The sequence below is a fragment of the Amycolatopsis sp. NPDC051371 genome (genome assembly GCF_040682155.1).
Lineage (GTDB): Bacteria > Actinomycetota > Actinomycetes > Mycobacteriales > Pseudonocardiaceae > Amycolatopsis.
Genome location: NZ_JBFBAG010000001.1, coordinates 147552 through 163264, shown reverse-complemented (window position 1 = coordinate 163264; position 15713 = coordinate 147552). Strand labels below are relative to the sequence as shown.

Sequence of the window (15713 nt, the reverse complement as noted above, 5' to 3'; positions counted from 1 at the left end):
GAGTCTTCACAAGCTGGGGTCGTTCATGCGGCGAAGGACGCCGTACTGCTGATGCGTTGTCCTGGCAGCCCGTCGAAGAGCCCGGTCGAGCCACGGGGCCGCCACAGCGGTACCGGGCCCGCGCCGGGCACGGGGTCGAGCGCCAGTGCGGCCGCCTGTTCCGCGGAGTCGAGCGCCCGCTGGACGACCATCGTGTTGGCCACGCTCTGCGCGACGCTGCCGACCGGCCGCACGCCGAACTGCACGGCGTCGGCGAAGTCGACGAGTTCCGCGCGGTAGCCGTTGTCGCTGCCGCGGAAGACCGTCGTGTGGGTGGTGGCGTCGGGACTGCTGCGCGTCACGCGGCGCTCCGACTCGTCTCCGGCGAGCACGAGCACACCCTCGGTGCCGTACAGCCGCATCTCGTTGGGTTCGGGCGGCACCGGGATTTCGGGGAAGGACGCGGTGTAGTTGCCGATGGCGCCTCCGGTGAAGACGAGGGTGAGCGCGAGGTCCGACGGTGCGTCGATCGTGCTGTTGGCCGCCTGCACGGCACCGTGCAGCCGCGCGATGTCGCCGCAGAGCAACCGGATCTGGGCGATGTGGTGCACGCCGAAGTCGAGGTGCACCCCACCGCGGTACTGCGGCCGCTGGCGCCACGGCGTACTGGTGAACCCGCCCGGCCGGGGCACCGACTGGCCGGCGTGCCGCCACGCCATCAGGTGCGGGCGGCCGATCGCGCCGCTGTCGAGCAGGGCGCGGGCGTAGCGCAGGTCGTCGCGGTAGAAGAAGTTCTCGCCCACCACGAAGGTGCGGTCCGGGTGCCCGGCCGCCAGGGCGAGGAAGGCCGCGGCCTGCTCCGCGTCGCCACCGGCCGGCTTCTCGCAGAACACGTCCTTGCCCGCCGCGAGCGCGTCGCACGCCACCTCGTACAAGTGCGGGATCGGCACCGAGATCAGCACGGCGTCCACGTCGTCGCGGGCCAGCAACGCGGCCCGGTCGGCGGCGGCCCGGGCCGGATCGACCCCGCTGTAGCCGGCGAACCGCCGGCGCTGCTCGGCGGCGGAGTCGGTGAACGCGGTGACCACGTACCGGTCGGCGAGGCCGCGCAACGCCGGCCAGTGCAGCTTCTCGACCGCGAGCCCGGTGCCGATCAGTCCCAGCCGGATCGGCGGGATCGCAGGTGCTGCCATGCCTCGTCCGTCCTCGTCATCGGTTCCGGAACTCGGTCGTGCAGTGTGTCAGCGACGCTTGCTTCGCTGCTTCTTCTCCGCGACGAGCGTGGAGTAGTTGTTGCTCAGGTGCTTGCGCATCGCGGCGCGCGCGGCTTCCGGGTCGCGCGCCACGAGTGCCTCGTAGATCTCCGTGTGCTGGGCGGTGGCGCGGCGCAGCCCGGCCGGCGCCTCGTTGGTGACGCGCCGGCTGGCGGTGCCGAGCCAGCGGGCGGAGTACATGATCCGGTCGAGAATCCGGTTGTCGGCCGCCCGGCAGATCTCCATGTGGAATTCGTGGTCGACCTCGAGGTAGGCCTCGGGATCCGCTTCGAGCGGCGACATGCGCTCGATCTCGTCTCCGAGCCGGGCCAGCGCCTCGTCGGTGATGCTGGCCGCGGCCATCGCGGCGAGCTCGGGTTCGAGCAGCACGCGCATTCCGTGCAGTTCCTCCAGCAGGTCGTCGACGATCTCCGTCGGCAGCCACTCGATCAGCAACGGGTTCAGGTAGTCCCACTCCGCGCGCGGGCGAACGACGACGCGGCGACCTTGGGCGACGTCGACGATGTCGAGCGAGGCGAGGATCTTGAGCGTCTCCCGCGCCACCACGCGGGACACCCCGAACTCCCGGGCGATGTCGAGCTCCGACGGGGCCCGGCCGTCCTCGATTTCACCGCTGACGATCCGCCGGGTCAGGTGGGCCGCCACCTGCACCGGGAGAGTCCGGACCTTGACAGCGTCCGGAGACTCTTGTCTCCTTTGCATGTCATCAGCTTATAGGACAAGTTGGACCTCGCGACAGTCCTTTCACCGGCACTACTCAGCGGCGGGAGAGCAATGCGGATCGTGAACGTCACGACGGCGGTGGTGGCCTACCACGGACAGGCCACGCTGGTGCGGATCGACACCGACGAGGGTCTCAGCGGGTTCGGCGAGGCCAATCCCGACGCCGGGGCAGGCGCCGTCGTCGGAATGATCGAATCCCTGACGCCGCTGCTGATCGGCGAAGACCCCCGCAACGTCGAGCGGTGCTGGGAGAAACTGCGCCGCAGCAAGGTTTTCGCGGGCGCCCAGAGCGGGGTGTTCGTGATCGCGCTGTCCGGGATCGAGCTCGCGCTGTGGGACCTCGCGGGCAAGGCCGCGGGCCAGCCGGTCTACCGGATGCTCGGCGGAAAGTTCCGCGACCGCATCCGCCTCTACGCCGACTGCGGCGACGGCGACGACCCGGCGGGCTCGATCGCCGGGTGCGTCGACCGGGCCCAGCGGATGGTCGCCGAAGGCTTCACCGCCATCAAGTTCGACATCGACAACCTCCGCCACCCGGCCAAGTTCGACGATTTCAACCACACGGTCAACGCCGCCGAGCTGCGCTCGATGGTCGAGCGCGTGGCCGCCGTCCGCGAAGCGATCGGCCCGGACGTCGACCTGGCCATCGACCTGCACGCCCGCTACGACGTGCCGAGCGCGTGCCGGATCTCGTGGGAGCTCGAGCCGTTCCACCTGATGTGGCTCGAGGAGCCGCTTCCGGCGGAGAACATCGACGCGCTGGTGCGCGTGCGCGAGCAGACCCGCACGCCGATCTGCGCGGGCGAGAACCTCTACCTGCGCTGGGGATTCCGCGAGCTGCTCGAACGCGGCGCCGTGGACGTCATCGAGCCGGACGTACCGAAGTGCGGTGGCCTCGCCGAGGCCAAGAAGATCGCCAACCTCGCGGAGCTGCACTACATCCCGTTCGCACCGCACCTGGTGTCGACACCGCTGGGCACGATGGCCACGTCGCACCAGTGCGGAGCGATCCCCAACTTCCTCGTCCAGGAATGGCACGCCCTCGAGGAGCGCGAGGTGTGGGACAGCTACGTCCACGCCCCCGACGGAAGCGGCTCGATCGTCAAGGACGGCTACATCACGCTGCCGGACACTCCCGGAATCGGCGTGGAGCTCGACATGGACGGCGTCCGGGCGCACGCGGTCGAGGGCTACGGGGTGTTCGAGTAGCGGAGCGGGAGTTCAAGGCCGAGATCGCCGAGTCGTGCCGGCCCGGTCCCCCACCTCGGCCCTCACACGGCCGCGCGGAAAACGTAGTCGCCGGAGCCGACGTCGAAAGCCGCGTAACCGTTGCGCATCCCGGCGAACCGGGCGCCCTTCGGGGCCTGGACCGCGTGGGAGTCGCGCGCCGGGACGAGGATCTCCGCCGTCGCTCCGGCGGGTACCCCGGCGCGCAACGTGAACCGGCCGTGGTCGCGGGTCCAGGCCGAGCTCACCGGGCCGAGTGGAGACTCGACGTGGGCGGACGCGTTCGTGAGATCGCCGACCGGGTAGGGCTGGATCTTGACCGCCGTGTAGCCCGGCGCCGCCGGCTGGATGCCCGCGACGCGCTGGTAGAGCCAGTCGTCGACCGTGCCGAGGAACGCGTGGTCGTGCGACCGTGAGGTGGCGGGCCACTCCTCCCACATCGTCGTCGCGCCGAGCCCCTCGAACCAGTAGCCCCAGCCGGGGTACGTCGGGTTGGTGGCCACCTGGTAGGCGAGGTCGCCGTACCCGGCGTCGGTGAGCGCCGGGAGGATGAGCTTCGTGCCCAGCGCGCCGGTGTTCAGGTGGACGCCGCGGGTCTTGATGTCGCCGACGAGGTTGGCGACGACGGCCGGGCGGTTCGCCGCCGGGACGATGCCGAGGCTCAGCGGCAGCAGGTTGGACGTCTGCCGGTAGCCGGCCGCCCGGTCGTCGTAGTAGGCCCCGGACGCCTGGTCGAGGAACGTCGCGTTGAGCGCGTTCGCGACCGTGCCCGCGAACGCGTCGAAGTGCTTGGCGTCGGCGTCGCGGCCGAGGGCGCGCGCGATCTTGGCCATGGTCGTGGCGGTCTTGGTGATGTAGGCGGTACCGGAGAGCCGGGTGCCCTCGGGCGGGTTCGCGGCGCCCGGGGCGAGCCAGTCGCCGTAGCTGAAGCCCGTGTAGATGTTCCCGGTCTTCGCGATGTCCTGTTCGTAGTAACCGAGCCAGGCTTTCATCGCGTCGTAGTTCTCGGCGAGCGCGCGCGTATCGCCGTAGTACCAGTAGAGATCCCAGTTGATCAGGACGAAGCTCGCCGACCAGACCGGGTCGGCGACCTTCTTGCCGCCGACCGTCGCGGGCACGGTCTGGCCGATCGTCCCGTCCGGGTTCTGGTCGTCCCGGTGCTCGCGCATCCAGTTCTCGTAGAAGCCCTGCATGTCGAAGTGCGCGATCGCCGAGTCGGCGGACAGGTGCGCGTCCGCGGTGTACGGGCGCTTCTCGTACATCGGGGTGTCGGTCGGGACGGAGTGCAGGTTGTTCAGGATCGTGTTCGCTTCGGCGTCGTCGTAGCGGTTGAGCAGCGAGCTGGAGCTGGTGAAGTCACCGGTGGTGGCGACCGCCGTGTGGACGCGCTCCGCGTCGACCGACTCGACGGTGACGCCCGCCGGCGCGACGACCTGGACGTAGCGGAAGCCCGCGTAGCTGTAGCTGGGTTGGTAGCTTTCCGAGCCGCGTCCACTGAGGACGTACGAATAGGACTGGAGCTGCATCCCGAAGCCGCCGATGTTGTCGACGGTGCCGTCCGGGCGCAGCTTCTCGCCGTAGGTGATCTTCATTTCGGCGCCGGCGGGCCCGTGCACCGCGACCCGCGCCCAGCCTGCCGTGGGACCGCCGACGTCGTAGACGTGCACGCCGTCGCCCGGCGTGGTGACGGCGGTGATCGGCAGCTTGTCCGTCGCTTTGATGGGCGGAAACGCCTCGGCGCGGAGCGTGCCCGCGGGTGCGGGCACCGCCCGTGCGGGCCGCCAGCCGGTGTCGTCGAACCCGGTGCGGTTCCAGCCGGGCTGCTCCAGCCGCGCGTCGTAGGTCTCGCCGAACCAGAGCGACTCCGAGCGGGTGGGCCCGTCGTCGAGCTTCCAGTCGCCGCCGCTGGTGACCTGCTTGGTGCTGCCGTCCTGGTAGGTGATGTCGAGCTCGAACTTCAGCTTGGGCTCGCTGTGCCAAGGCGAAGCCATCCACTCGTCGGGGTTGGTCATCGCGTAATACCCGCGTCCCAGGCTCACCCCCACCGCGTTGCCGCCCTTGCGCAGGGCATCGGTGACGTCGTAGGTCGCGTAGAGGGCGGTCTTGTCGTAGACGGTGAACCCCGGGTCGAGCTCGTGGTCGCCGATCCGGCCGCCGTTGAGGTAGAGCTTGTAGTAGCCGAGACCGGCGATGTACGCGCGCGCCGACCTGATCGGCTTGTCCGCGGTGAACTCCTTGCGCAGCAACGGTTCCGGCGGCGGCTGCGTGGTGACCGAGCTGCCCCACGGGCCGGCCCCGTACGCGGCCGCCACCAGCGCCTGCGGCCAGGCCGCGTCGTCGAAGCCGGGCTGCTGCCAGCCGGTCGCGGCGGTGTCGGCGGACTTCCAGGCAGCGTCGGTGACGACGTCGACCGGGGCACCCGAGCCCTCGACCCGGAGCTTGCCCAGGAACCCGGCCGGACCCGCCGCGGCGTTGGCCGCCTCGGCCGCGATCACGTTGCGGCCGGGGCGAAGGGCGGTCGAGACGTCGACGACGGTCGCCGTCCGCCACGAGTCCGCCACGCGCGGGGAGGCGGCGATCTGCTGGCCGTTGACGTAGACGGTGAAGCTGTCGTCGGCCGTGAGTTCCAGCTGAGCCGAGGTGATCTGCCCACCGGCGGGCAGGTCGAACGCGCGCCGGAAGTACCGCGTCCCGACGGGCGCCGAGTCGGCCGGCGCGCCCTCGGGGTACCAGATCCAGCTCGCGCCGTCGAACGACGGCGGGGTCGAGGTCGCTTGCGCACCGATCCAGTCACCCCGGAACTGGCCCGGGGCCAGGAATGCCGTCTCGAACCACGCCGGCTCGCTCCACCGCGATGCGTGCCGAGCGGCGTCCCAGACCTGGACCCGCCAGAAGTAGCGGGTGCGGGGTCGCAGAGCGGGGCCGGCGTAGGTGACGTCGAAGGACTGCGCCGACCGCACCTCGCCGCTGTCCCACACGTCCGCCGGCCCGTCGCGCTTGGTCGACACCGCGATCCGGTACGCCGATTGGCGCCCGTTGTCCTTCGCGGTCAGGACCCAGCCGAGCCGCGGCCGCGCGACGTCCACCCCGAGCGGATCGACCTGGTGCTCGACCTGCAGGCCGTCGGCCTGGACGCCGCCGGCCGGGGCGGCGGGATAGGCCCCGGCGGGCGTCACTCCCAGGACGAGCAAGGTCAGCAAGGCCGACGAAGCCGTCATCAGGCGCGAAATCATCGCGTTCCTCTCTGCGGTGACAGGTCGGCGCCGGACCGAAGTCGCTCAGCGACGCACGCGGTGAGTGATCTCGAGCCAGAAAAATGAATCGTTTCAATCCGGGTGACGGTGGTCATGGTAAGCAGAAGCTCGTCTCGAAGACAAGAGGCGGCAAGCCAATCCGCCGAGCCCGGAGGTGCTCAGCTCAACGCGGCGGTCAGCGCCCCGGCCAGCCGCGGGTGCGCGTACCGGTAGCCGCCGTCGAGCGCCCGGCCGGGCACGGCACGCTGGCCGGTGGTCACCATGTCGGCCATTTCGCCGAGCGCCATCCTGAGCGCGAATCCGGGCGTCGGCAGGATCGCGGGGCGGTGCAGCGCGCGGCCCAGCGCCTTCGAAAACTCCCGCTGGGTAACCGGTTCCGGCGCCGTGCCGTTGTAGGCCCCGCTCCACGACGCGTCGTCGACCGCCTTGACGTACAGGCCGACGATGTCGTCGACGTGGATCCACGGCACGGCGAACGCGCCGCCCGCGATCGGTCCCGCCCAGCCCGAGGCGGTAGGTCGCGAGCAGCGACTTCAGCGTGCCACCCGCAGCGTCGAGGACGACACCGGTGCGCATCCGCACGACGCGGACACCGAACTCGGCCGCCCTGGCCGCTTCCGCCTCCCACGCGGCAGAGACCTTGGCGAGGAACGTGTCGCCCGGCGGGGCTTCCTCGGTGATCTCCTCGTCGCCGCGCGGACCGTAGTAGGCGACGCCCGAGCTGGAGACGAGGACCCGCGGCCGGTCCGCTTCGGGGACGGCACGCAGGCCTTCGACGAGGTTGCGGGTGCCGGCGACGCGCGAGCGCCGGACTCGGTCCTTGACCTCGTCGGTCAGGCGTTGGCCGAGGGGTTCGCCCGCCAGGTGGACGACGGCGTCCCGGCCGGCGAGCGCGCCGGCCGGGGCGGGTCCGGCGAGCGGGTCCCACTGCCACGTCGAGGGGTCGGTGGTCGCGGAGCGGGAGAGCGTGATGACGTCGTCGCCGCGCTCCCGGAGCCGGGTGACGAGCTTGCCGCCGATGAGACCGGACGCGCCGGAGATGGTGATCTTCACGGCACCAGCACGATCTTTCCGAGGGTGGTCCGGGCCGAGGACTCCGAAAGTTCGATGGCCGCCCCCACCTCGGCCAGCGGATAGCGGGCGGCGATCTTCGCCGTGAGGACCCCGTCGCGCAGGAGGCCGAAGACATGGGTGAGGTCGGTGCGGATCCGGGCGCGGAACGCCTCGCGCTTCGCGGAGTCCGGCTTGCCCGCGCCCGACCAGACGTCGAAGAAGCTCGCGTGCTTCCGGGTGGGCAGATAGTTCCAGAACGCCAGTTTCGTCAGCACGTGCAGGAAGCTGAGCACCACGGGAGTGCTGTCGTCGAGCTTGCTCGCGATGCTGTAGCCGACCAGGGTTCCGGTGCGGTTGAGCAACCGGTACGAGCGGGAGATGCTGGCCCCGCCGAGGTGGTCGAACACGGCGTCCACGCCGCCGGGAGCCAGTTCCCGGACCCGGGCGGTGACGTCGGGGTCCCGGTAGTCGACCGGCTCGACGCCCAGTTCGCGCAGTGCCTCGTGGTGCCGTGGGCTCGCGGTGCCGATCACCCGGGCGCCGGCGTGGCGGGCGAGCTGGGCCAGCAGGGTGCCGACGCCACCGCCGACCCCCAGCACAAGCACGGTCTGTCCGGCGCGCACCTTCGCGACGTGGTGAAGCATCTGGTAGGCGGTCAATCCGTTGACCGTCAGCGTCTCCGCTTCCTCCGCGCTCACCCCCTCCGGCACCTCGACGAGGTCGGCGGCGGGCAGCAGGACGGCCGTGGCCCAGGCGCCGGTCTTGGTCAGCGCGGCGAACCGTCTGCCGATCAGCGTCCGGTCCACGTCCGGGCCGACGGCCTCGACGACCCCGACGAGGTCGTAGCCGGGCACGAACGGGAACGCGGGCTGGCCGTAGTAGCGGCCCCGGCGCATCGCGCTCTCGGCGAAGGACACGGCAGTCGCTTCGACGCGCACCAGAGCCTGGCCGGCCGCCGGCGCCGGCAACGGGCGCTGGACCAGGTGCAGCCCGGACGGTTCGACCTTGCCCGGCAGCACCACTTCGGTGGCGGTGACGGTGGTTTCGGCGGGGATGTTCGTCTCGGTCATGACCGGCTCCTCGAACTTGGTGCGACTCTTCGTCGCTCTGTTAATGATCGTAACTATGCATCGCCATGTCATACTGCGTCAACCCATAGCGCGAAACGAGGTGCCCACGATGGCCGAGCAGGAGCCGACCCGGCGCGAGCGATACCGGCGCCAGACGGTGGCGGAGATCAAGGCCGCCGCCATGACCCAGCTGTGCGAGGGCGGCGATGAGACGGTGTCGCTCAACGCGATCGCGCGCAGCATGGCGATGTCCACACCGGCGCTGTACCGCTACTTCGCCGGCCGCGACGAGCTACTCGCCGACCTCGCGGTCGATGTCCACCTGGCGCTCGCCGGCGCTCTCGAAGCCGCGGCTGGCCGGGAGGCGTCCTCCGTGTCGCGGGTCGAGGCGGTCGCCAACGCCTATCGCGACTGGGCGCTGGCGCAGCCCCACGCCTACCACCTGGCCTACGAAACCACCTACGGCGCCGCCCGCGAGCACGCCGCCGACCGCATCGTGCCGGCCGCGCAGCGGTGCATGAACGTGTTCCTGGGCGTCGTGGCCGAGGCCGGTGAGCCGGTCGCCGCGGCGCTCCCGGCCGCGCTGGACAAGCAGCTCCGGCGCCGGCACGGCGATCAGCACCGGATCCCGGCCGCGGTGCTGCACTTCGGGCTGGTCTGGTGGAGCCGGCTGCACGGCCTGATCAGCCTCGAACTGGGGCAGCACCTGGCCGCCACCGGCGTGGACACCGCGTTGCTCTACCGGACCGAAATCGACGCGATGCTGGACGCCCTGCGCCACCGCTGCGGCGCCACCGCGTGACCACCCGGCTGTTCGTGACGACCCATAGCGCGACGACTTGCCCGTCGATGTCGCTACGGTCCGTTACAATGCGACGATGACTAACCAGCCGCCGGCGGTGAGCCGGCGCGAGCGCCTCCGGGCCCAGACGTTCCAGGAGATCGAGGACTCGTCGTTCGCGATCATCGACGCCGACGGCGTGCACGCGCTGACGATCGCGGCGCTGGCCCGGAGCATGGCGATGTCCGCACCGGCGGTCTACCGCTACTTCGCTTCGCGGGACGCGCTGATCGCCCACCTGGTCACCGTGTCCTACCAGCAGCTCACCACCGCGATGGCCGAAGCGGTCGAAGGCAGCAGACGAGCGCCGCGCTCGCGGGTACGGCTCCTGGTCGCCGCGTACCGTGACTGGGCCCTGAGCCACCGCCGGCGCTACGGGATGCTCTTCGCCGAACGCGCCGGCGACGTGGCGAGCCGGCCGCCCGGGCAAACCCCGCTGGACCAGGCGATGGCCCTGCTCGTCGACCTGCTGGCCGCGGTCCAGAACCCCGCACCCGCCGACACCACGACCGGCGACCGCACCCTGGACGAGCAGCTGCGGCAGTGGGCACGCGCCCGGGGGCGGCCGGACACCACGCCGCGCGCCGCCACCGCCGCCATCCGGATCTGGACGCGGGTCCACGGGATCGTCAGCCTCGAGCTCACCGGGATGTTCGAGAACCGCACCATCGAGGCGCAGCGGCTGATCGACCTCGAGATCGACAGCGCCGTCCACGCCATGACGGCTACCGCTCCCTGAGCTTCGTCGGCGGGGTGGTGCCGGTCCGTTCGTCGCCGTAGCTCAGCCAGGTCCCGATCGGGGCACGCTGCCCGACGCCCGGGCGGCTGTAGTCGCACACGCCGCCGGGGAACGCCGCTCGCAGCCGGTTCCGGTCCGCGGCGGTGAAGGTGACCGGGTAGTCGCGGAAGTTCAGCGGCCGGAGCCGGCACTTCAGCACGTCGAGGGACAGGCTCGCCCCCGCGACCATCCGGGTGTTGGCCGCCACCGGGTACTGCGCGCCGCACTGGCCGCTCGCGGGGTACGTCAGCTTCTCGGTGATCCGCGACGCGGCGGAGAGGTAGCAACCGTCGCCGAGGTCGCCCGGCCGGTTCGCCAGCACCTTCTGCTGGAGACTCCGGTGTGAACCGTCGGCGTCGATCGCGGTGAGCCAGCGGTCCATGGCATTGAGCTCGTAGACGCTCGCGGCCGCCGCTTCGGCCGCGGTGGCGTGGTTTTCGATGATGACCTGGTTGCCCGCGGTGCCGTTGGCCCGCAGAAGCCGTTGCCGCATCACGTAGGACCACTCGGTGGTGTGGATGTCGTTGCCGAACCCGGCGAGGTCGAGATCCGTCCGCTGGTCGATGATCGGCGTTTCCCGCAGGCCCTGCGACGCCGAGTTCACGATGTCCTCGGCGTACACCGTGTCGAGCGCCTTCGGATCGGCCGCGATCCGCTGCGCCACGGGCTTTCCGGTGTAGTCGAGGCCGCCGATGGTGGCGTTGAGGTCGACGAACTGCGCCGCGGTGATCGTCCCGGCCTTCAGCGCGGCCAGGCCGTACTGCACGCCGGTGGTGTCCAGCGGGCTGCGCACGAACCCGGTCTTCGGGTCCCGCCCGATCTGGTTGGCCAGCTGCTCGTTGGAGTTGCACTTCACCCCGCGCGGGTTGGTGACCGGATCCCACCGCGCCGAGACCGGGATGGCCGCGTTGCAGCTGCCGGTCGCGGTGGCGCGGCTGGCGAAGGTCAGGTTCCAGGAGACGCAGGTGTCGTAGCTGGCGAAGCCCGCGACGGCCTGCTTCTGCGCCGCGGTGAACGACGCCCCGGGCCCGGCGAAGTACTGCTCCAGCAAGCGGCAGTCCGACACCGGTCCCCCGGTGCTCAGCGGGTCCGGGAACGAGACGCCGGGGATGATGCCGTCGACGATGCCGGGGTAGTTCTCCGCGATGTCGTACTGCTGGATCGCCCCGCCCGAGCCACCCCAGCCGATGGTGTGGGCGACCGGGCCGTAGGTCTCGATGAAGTGTTCCTTGACCATCATCGCCGCTTCGGCGGAGATGATCGGGCTGCAGTTGTTGTCGAGCACGTTCAAGCTCGACGACGTGACCGCGTAGCCCTGGGCCAGGAACAGGTCGTTGACGACTCCGCCGGTCGAGTTGCCCTGGTGGTAGCCCGCGTTGCAGCCGCCGCCGAAGGTGTAGACCAGCTTCCCGTTCCAGCCGGCGTCCGGCGCGACCGGCGACGGCGCGCCGTCGTAGAGCGCCGCCATCTCGTAGACGGCGCGGTCGATGGTGCCGCGCTCGACGCGGACCACGTACGGCACCGCGTGCCCGCCGACCGTGGCCGTCGCGAGGTCCGCGGGCCGCGTCGCCGGGTCCGCCAGCGGCGCGAACGCCCCGGCGGTGGTCTTGTACTGGTAGCTCACCTGGGTCGGCGCGCTGCAGAACGGCTGCGACGCCGCGGGCAGGCCGAACGCCTGGGTCTCGCAGTAGAACGGGTGCTGCTGCGAGCCGGAGAAGACCGGCCCGGTGATCGGGTGGTTGGTGACGCGCAGGTTCGCCCGCTGGTCCCGGCCGTGCCCGGTCGTCCGGGCGCTCAGGTCGTTGGCACCGTCCCGCAGGCCGGCCACCAGGCCGAGCAGGCTGCCGTCCGGCTGGGCGCGGAAACTCGAGGTGACGTCGTGGCCGTTGGCGCTGACGGTGACCCGGCCGGCCTGCGTTCGCTCCGGCGGGACGACCTTGACCAGGACCTGTCCCCCGCTGACCAGCGCGGGCCGCGGGTTCGACACCGTCTCGATCGTCAGCTGCCGCCCCGGTGGCGGGCCGGGAGCGGCCACCGCGGTCGCGGTCCCCAGCAGCAGGACGGGCGCGGTCAGGGCCGCCACCACGACGGATGAGCGCAAAGTACGGTTCGCCACCAGCCACTCCGCTCGCTTGTGGCATCGCGTCCTCGCGACACCGCGCAGCTGCCGGTATAGCACCTGCGGCCCGACCGGAACAACATTCGATATCGGGCCGCGGCGTGGCCGCCTGCCCCTCCAGGGCGGCCATCACCCCGTGATCGAGTTTGTCCGACTGCCTCCACCACTCACGGCCGGCGCGACTCCGTCGGCGCGTGTAACTTTCACGACTCGGCTGTCCTTTGTGGACCCGAGACCATGGCCTTGAGGTGGCCGGGCCGCCCGGCCGGGGTTCCGGGTCCCCGAGTACCCGGTGCGTGGATTGACAACGCTTCTCCCCGGAGCCCAGGCTGGCGCGGCGCATGTTAGCGATAACAGTCGTCTCGCTCACGTGGACCTGAAACTCGCCGGGAGAAGGTTTTCATGAACAGAAGAAGGATCAGCCGCGGGAGTCGATCCCTGATCGCTCTGCTCGCCGCCGCGACGATGATCGCGTTCGGCGTGACGCTGGGGGCCGGCTCGGCCGGCGCCGACGTCACCGGCGCCCTGCGCGGTGTCGGTTCGGGTCGGTGCCTCGACGTGCCGAACGGCGGCCAGGCCGACGGCGCCTACCTGCAGATCTACGACTGCTCGGGCGGTGCCGGCCAGCAGTGGACGTCGACCTCCGGCGGCACGTTGACGGTGTACGGCGGCAAGTGCCTGGACGTGCCCGGCAGCGCGACCACCGCCGGCACCCGGGTGCAGATCTGGACCTGTCACGGCGGGGCCAACCAGCAGTGGCGGGTGAACTCCGACGGCACGGTGGTCGCGGTGCAGTCCGGGCTCTGCCTGGACGTCACCGGCGCCGGTACGGCCAATGGCACCGCGGTGGAGATCTGGACGTGCAACGGCGGCGGCAACCAGAAGTGGACGGGCCTGTCGACCACGACCCCGCCGACCACGACCACGACCGGCGGAAGCAGCTGCTCCCTTCCGTCGACCTACCGCTGGACGTCGACGGGTGTGCTGGCGACGCCGAAGAACGGGTGGGTCTCGCTCAAGGACTTCACCAACGTCGTCTACAACGGCAAGCACCTCGTCTACGCGTCGAACGTCTCGGGATCGTCGTACGGCTCGATGGCGTTCAGTCCCTTCACGAACTGGTCCGACATGGCCTCGGCCGGCCAGAACGGGATGAACCAGGGCACTGTGGCGCCCACACTGTTCTACTTCGCGCCGAAGAACATCTGGGTGCTGGCGTACCAATGGGGCGCTTGGCCCTTCATCTACCGCACGTCGAGCGACCCGACCAACCCCAACGGGTGGTCCTCGCCGCAGCCGCTGTTCACGGGCAGCATCTCCGGGTCCGGCACCGGCCCGATCGACCAGACGCTGATCGCCGACGGCTCGAACATGTACCTGTTCTTCGCCGGTGACAACGGCAAGATCTACCGGGCGAGCATGCCGATCGGGAACTTCCCGGGCAGCTTCGGCTCGTCGTACACGACGATCATGAGCGACTCGCAGGCCAACCTGTTCGAAGCGGTCCAGGTCTACAAGGTCCAGGGCCAGAACCAGTACCTCATGATCGTCGAGGCGATGGGGGCGAACGGGCGCTACTTCCGCTCGTTCACGGCCGGCAGCCTGAGCGGTTCGTGGACCCCGCAGGCCGCCAGCGAAAGCAACCCCTTCGCGGGCAAGGCCAACAGCGGCGCCGGCTGGACCAACGACATCAGCCACGGTGACCTGGTCCGCACCAACCCGGACCAGACCATGACCGTCGACCCCTGCAACCTGCAGCTCCTCTACCAGGGCAAATCCCCCTCCGCCAGCGGTCCCTACGACCAGCTGCCGTGGCGGCCGGGCGTCCTGACGCTGCAGCGCTAGCCCGGCAGCTGTCCCGGGGAGGAGCCCCAGCCGCCCACCGCGGCTGGGGCTCCTCCCGTAGTGATCCGACTCGGCCGGGACCTAACCCAGCGTCCACTGCTGGTTGTTGCCGCCGTTGCAGGTCCACAGCTCCACCAGCGCGCCGTTGGCCGTGGACGCGCCCGTCACGTCCAGGCACAGCCCGGACTGGCCACCGGTGACCGTGCCGTTCGCGTTGACGGTCCACTGCTGGTTGGCCTGGCCGTTGCACGACCAGGTCACCACCTTCGTCCCGGCGCTGGTCCCGTTGCCCGACGCGTCCAGGCAGAGCGTCGTCCCGCCGATGGTGGCCGTCAGCTGGTTCGACGACGTGCGGGTCCAGGCCTGGTTCGGCTGGCCGCTGCAGCTGTAGATCTGCAGCTGGGTACCGGACGTCGTGGTGGAGCCCGGCACGTCGAGGCACTTGCCGGCGCCGACCGCGTGCAGCGGCCCGGTGGTGGTGCCGCTGCCGCCGCTGCCGTACCCGGCCGCGGTGATGGTGGCCTGCACCGCGTTCTCGGTGGCGTCCGACGGGTAGCCGGAGGTCATCACGCCTTCGTAGAAGGTGCCCGCGGACCCGATGCTGTTGTCGCCACCGGTGCCGAGGATGATCGCGCCTTCCTTGCGCATCGGGTTGTACCCGGACACGTTGGGGCGGGCACCGTTGTAGAAGGTGGACAGGCCGCCGGACTGCGCGTTGCCGCCGCGGATGGACCAGTGGTTGGCCTCGCCCTTGAGGATCGCGGTCAGGTAGCGGTGGTTGATGGTCGGGTCGTTGGCGTTGTAACCGGCGTTGACGCCGGAGTAGAGGCCGTTCTCGAGGTCGGACATGATCCACGGACCGGGTCCGGCGCCGTAGCCCCAGACCTTGATGTTGCCGAAGTAGATGGCTTCCATGGTGCCGTTGCCGTTGTCGCGGCTGTTGCGCTCGGCGTTGCCGTAGTCGAAGCAGCAGCCGCCGTTGTAGTGCGTGCCGTCGAAGATCGCGTACATGCCCTCCGGCTGGTCGCCGGTCGCCGTGCCGGTGGCGTTGTTGTTCCGGTACCCGGTGCCGGGAGCCACGAACACGCCGTAGGCCCGCCGGCCGCCGATGGTGATCGGGGCGGCGGTCGCGTTGGCCAGGTTGTCGTACCCGCCGGCCGCCGGGCCGGAGAACCCGCCGGGAGGCGCCTGGGTGAGGTGGTTGTTCCGGCCGGACTGGTCGTAGATGACGGTGATCAGGCAGGTCGTGCCGGCGCAGAACGAGTCCTGGGTCGCGGCGTTCGCGACGCCGCCCGCGCTGAGAAGCCCGACGTCCCGCGTCGCGGTGTCGGACGCCCGCCGGACCTGGTACAGGGCACCGTTGTACGCGCCGTACAGCGCCCGCGTAGTCGAGTGTGCGGCCACGCACGGCGTGCCGCCGGCGGCGTAGAGGTCGCACGGCCCTTGCGTGGCGGCCTGCGCGGGCGCGGCCGGGCCGGCCAGGGCGGCAGCGGTGAGCGCCGAAGCGGCTCCCCCGGCCTGAAGCAACCTCTTCCATCGTGGGGTCATCA

Annotated in this window: 11 protein-coding genes and 1 pseudogene; 4 read left to right on the top strand and 8 right to left on the bottom strand. The window is 70.8% G+C overall.

Annotated elements, in window-relative coordinates; genetic code table 11:
* Nucleotides 1-23: 23 nt before the first annotated feature.
* Together AB0M59_RS00695 and AB0M59_RS00690 are read right to left on the bottom strand one after the other, a co-directional pair.
* Nucleotides 24-1172: a Gfo/Idh/MocA family oxidoreductase gene (locus AB0M59_RS00695; protein WP_364606273.1), complete on the bottom strand. Its 1149-nt coding sequence runs from the start codon at nt 1170-1172 to the stop codon at nt 24-26.
* Between the two features lie 48 nt (nt 1173-1220).
* Nucleotides 1221-1955, bottom strand: coding sequence for a FadR/GntR family transcriptional regulator (locus tag AB0M59_RS00690; protein ID WP_364606270.1), 735 nt, complete (start codon nt 1953-1955; stop codon nt 1221-1223).
* A gap of 72 nt (nt 1956-2027) precedes the next feature.
* On the opposite strand from AB0M59_RS00690, the gene AB0M59_RS00685 reads away from it, so the two are divergent.
* The gene (locus tag AB0M59_RS00685) at nt 2028-3185 is read left to right on the top strand and encodes a mandelate racemase/muconate lactonizing enzyme family protein (protein WP_364606267.1); all 1158 of its coding nucleotides are present in this window, start codon (nt 2028-2030) and stop codon (nt 3183-3185) included.
* A 62-nt stretch (nt 3186-3247) separates the two neighbouring features.
* Here the strand turns inward: AB0M59_RS00685 and AB0M59_RS00680 are convergent, their stop codons facing one another.
* From AB0M59_RS00680 to AB0M59_RS00665, 4 genes and pseudogenes are all read right to left on the bottom strand, one after another.
* Complete coding sequence (locus AB0M59_RS00680) at nt 3248-6436, bottom strand: family 78 glycoside hydrolase catalytic domain (RefSeq protein WP_364606264.1); 3189 nt, start codon at nt 6434-6436, stop codon at nt 3248-3250.
* A gap of 179 nt (nt 6437-6615) precedes the next feature.
* A complete protein-coding gene (locus tag AB0M59_RS00675) occupies nt 6616-6927 on the bottom strand; it encodes a DUF1731 domain-containing protein (protein WP_364606262.1) in 312 nt (103 codons plus the stop codon).
* A 157-nt stretch (nt 6928-7084) separates the two neighbouring features.
* Nucleotides 7085-7510 (bottom strand): annotated as a pseudogene (locus AB0M59_RS00670) (NAD-dependent epimerase/dehydratase family protein); the annotation flags it as partial.
* Entirely contained in the window at nt 7507-8580 is a 1074-nt protein-coding gene (locus AB0M59_RS00665) for a medium chain dehydrogenase/reductase family protein (protein ID WP_364606259.1), read from the bottom strand. The gene AB0M59_RS00665 and the pseudogene AB0M59_RS00670, both read right to left, overlap by 4 nt.
* A 109-nt stretch (nt 8581-8689) precedes the next feature.
* Between AB0M59_RS00665 and AB0M59_RS00660 the strand changes: the two genes are divergently transcribed.
* A complete protein-coding gene (locus AB0M59_RS00660; protein ID WP_364606256.1) occupies nt 8690-9382 on the top strand; it encodes a TetR/AcrR family transcriptional regulator in 693 nt (230 codons plus the stop codon).
* Between the two features lie 76 nt (nt 9383-9458).
* Nucleotides 9459-10160, top strand: a complete 702-nt coding sequence (locus tag AB0M59_RS00655; protein ID WP_364606253.1) for a TetR/AcrR family transcriptional regulator — start codon at nt 9459-9461, stop codon at nt 10158-10160.
* On the opposite strand, the gene AB0M59_RS00650 is transcribed toward AB0M59_RS00655, so the two are convergent.
* On the bottom strand, nt 10147-12315 hold the full coding sequence (locus AB0M59_RS00650) for a DUF6351 family protein (protein WP_364606250.1): 2169 nt from the start codon (nt 12313-12315) through the stop codon (nt 10147-10149). The two genes, AB0M59_RS00655 and AB0M59_RS00650, sit on opposite strands and share 14 nt — an antisense overlap.
* Before the next feature lie 405 nt (nt 12316-12720).
* On the opposite strand from AB0M59_RS00650, the gene AB0M59_RS00645 reads away from it, so the two are divergent.
* Nucleotides 12721-14163: a non-reducing end alpha-L-arabinofuranosidase family hydrolase gene (locus AB0M59_RS00645; RefSeq protein WP_364606247.1), complete on the top strand. Its 1443-nt coding sequence runs from the start codon at nt 12721-12723 to the stop codon at nt 14161-14163.
* Between the two features lie 81 nt (nt 14164-14244).
* Here the strand turns inward: AB0M59_RS00645 and AB0M59_RS00640 are convergent, their stop codons facing one another.
* Nucleotides 14245-15711: an arabinofuranosidase catalytic domain-containing protein gene (locus tag AB0M59_RS00640; RefSeq protein WP_364606244.1), complete on the bottom strand. Its 1467-nt coding sequence runs from the start codon at nt 15709-15711 to the stop codon at nt 14245-14247.
* Nucleotides 15712-15713 lie beyond the last annotated feature (2 nt).

Bases quoted from the DNA above. Each gene is read 5' to 3' on its own strand.
- AB0M59_RS00695 (WP_364606273.1), bottom strand. From the start codon at position 1,172: ATGGCAGCACCTGCGATCCCGCCGATCCGGCTGGGACTGATCGGCACC.
- AB0M59_RS00690 (WP_364606270.1), bottom strand. From the start codon at position 1,955: ATGCAAAGGAGACAAGAGTCTCCGGACGCTGTCAAGGTCCGGACTCTC.
- AB0M59_RS00685 (WP_364606267.1), top strand. From the start codon at position 2,028: ATGCGGATCGTGAACGTCACGACGGCGGTGGTGGCCTACCACGGACAG.
- AB0M59_RS00680 (WP_364606264.1), bottom strand. From the start codon at position 6,436: ATGATTTCGCGCCTGATGACGGCTTCGTCGGCCTTGCTGACCTTGCTC.
- AB0M59_RS00665 (WP_364606259.1), bottom strand. From the start codon at position 8,580: ATGACCGAGACGAACATCCCCGCCGAAACCACCGTCACCGCCACCGAA.
- AB0M59_RS00660 (WP_364606256.1), top strand. From the start codon at position 8,690: ATGGCCGAGCAGGAGCCGACCCGGCGCGAGCGATACCGGCGCCAGACG.
- AB0M59_RS00655 (WP_364606253.1), top strand. From the start codon at position 9,459: ATGACTAACCAGCCGCCGGCGGTGAGCCGGCGCGAGCGCCTCCGGGCC.
- AB0M59_RS00645 (WP_364606247.1), top strand. From the start codon at position 12,721: ATGAACAGAAGAAGGATCAGCCGCGGGAGTCGATCCCTGATCGCTCTG.
- AB0M59_RS00640 (WP_364606244.1), bottom strand. From the start codon at position 15,711: ATGACCCCACGATGGAAGAGGTTGCTTCAGGCCGGGGGAGCCGCTTCG.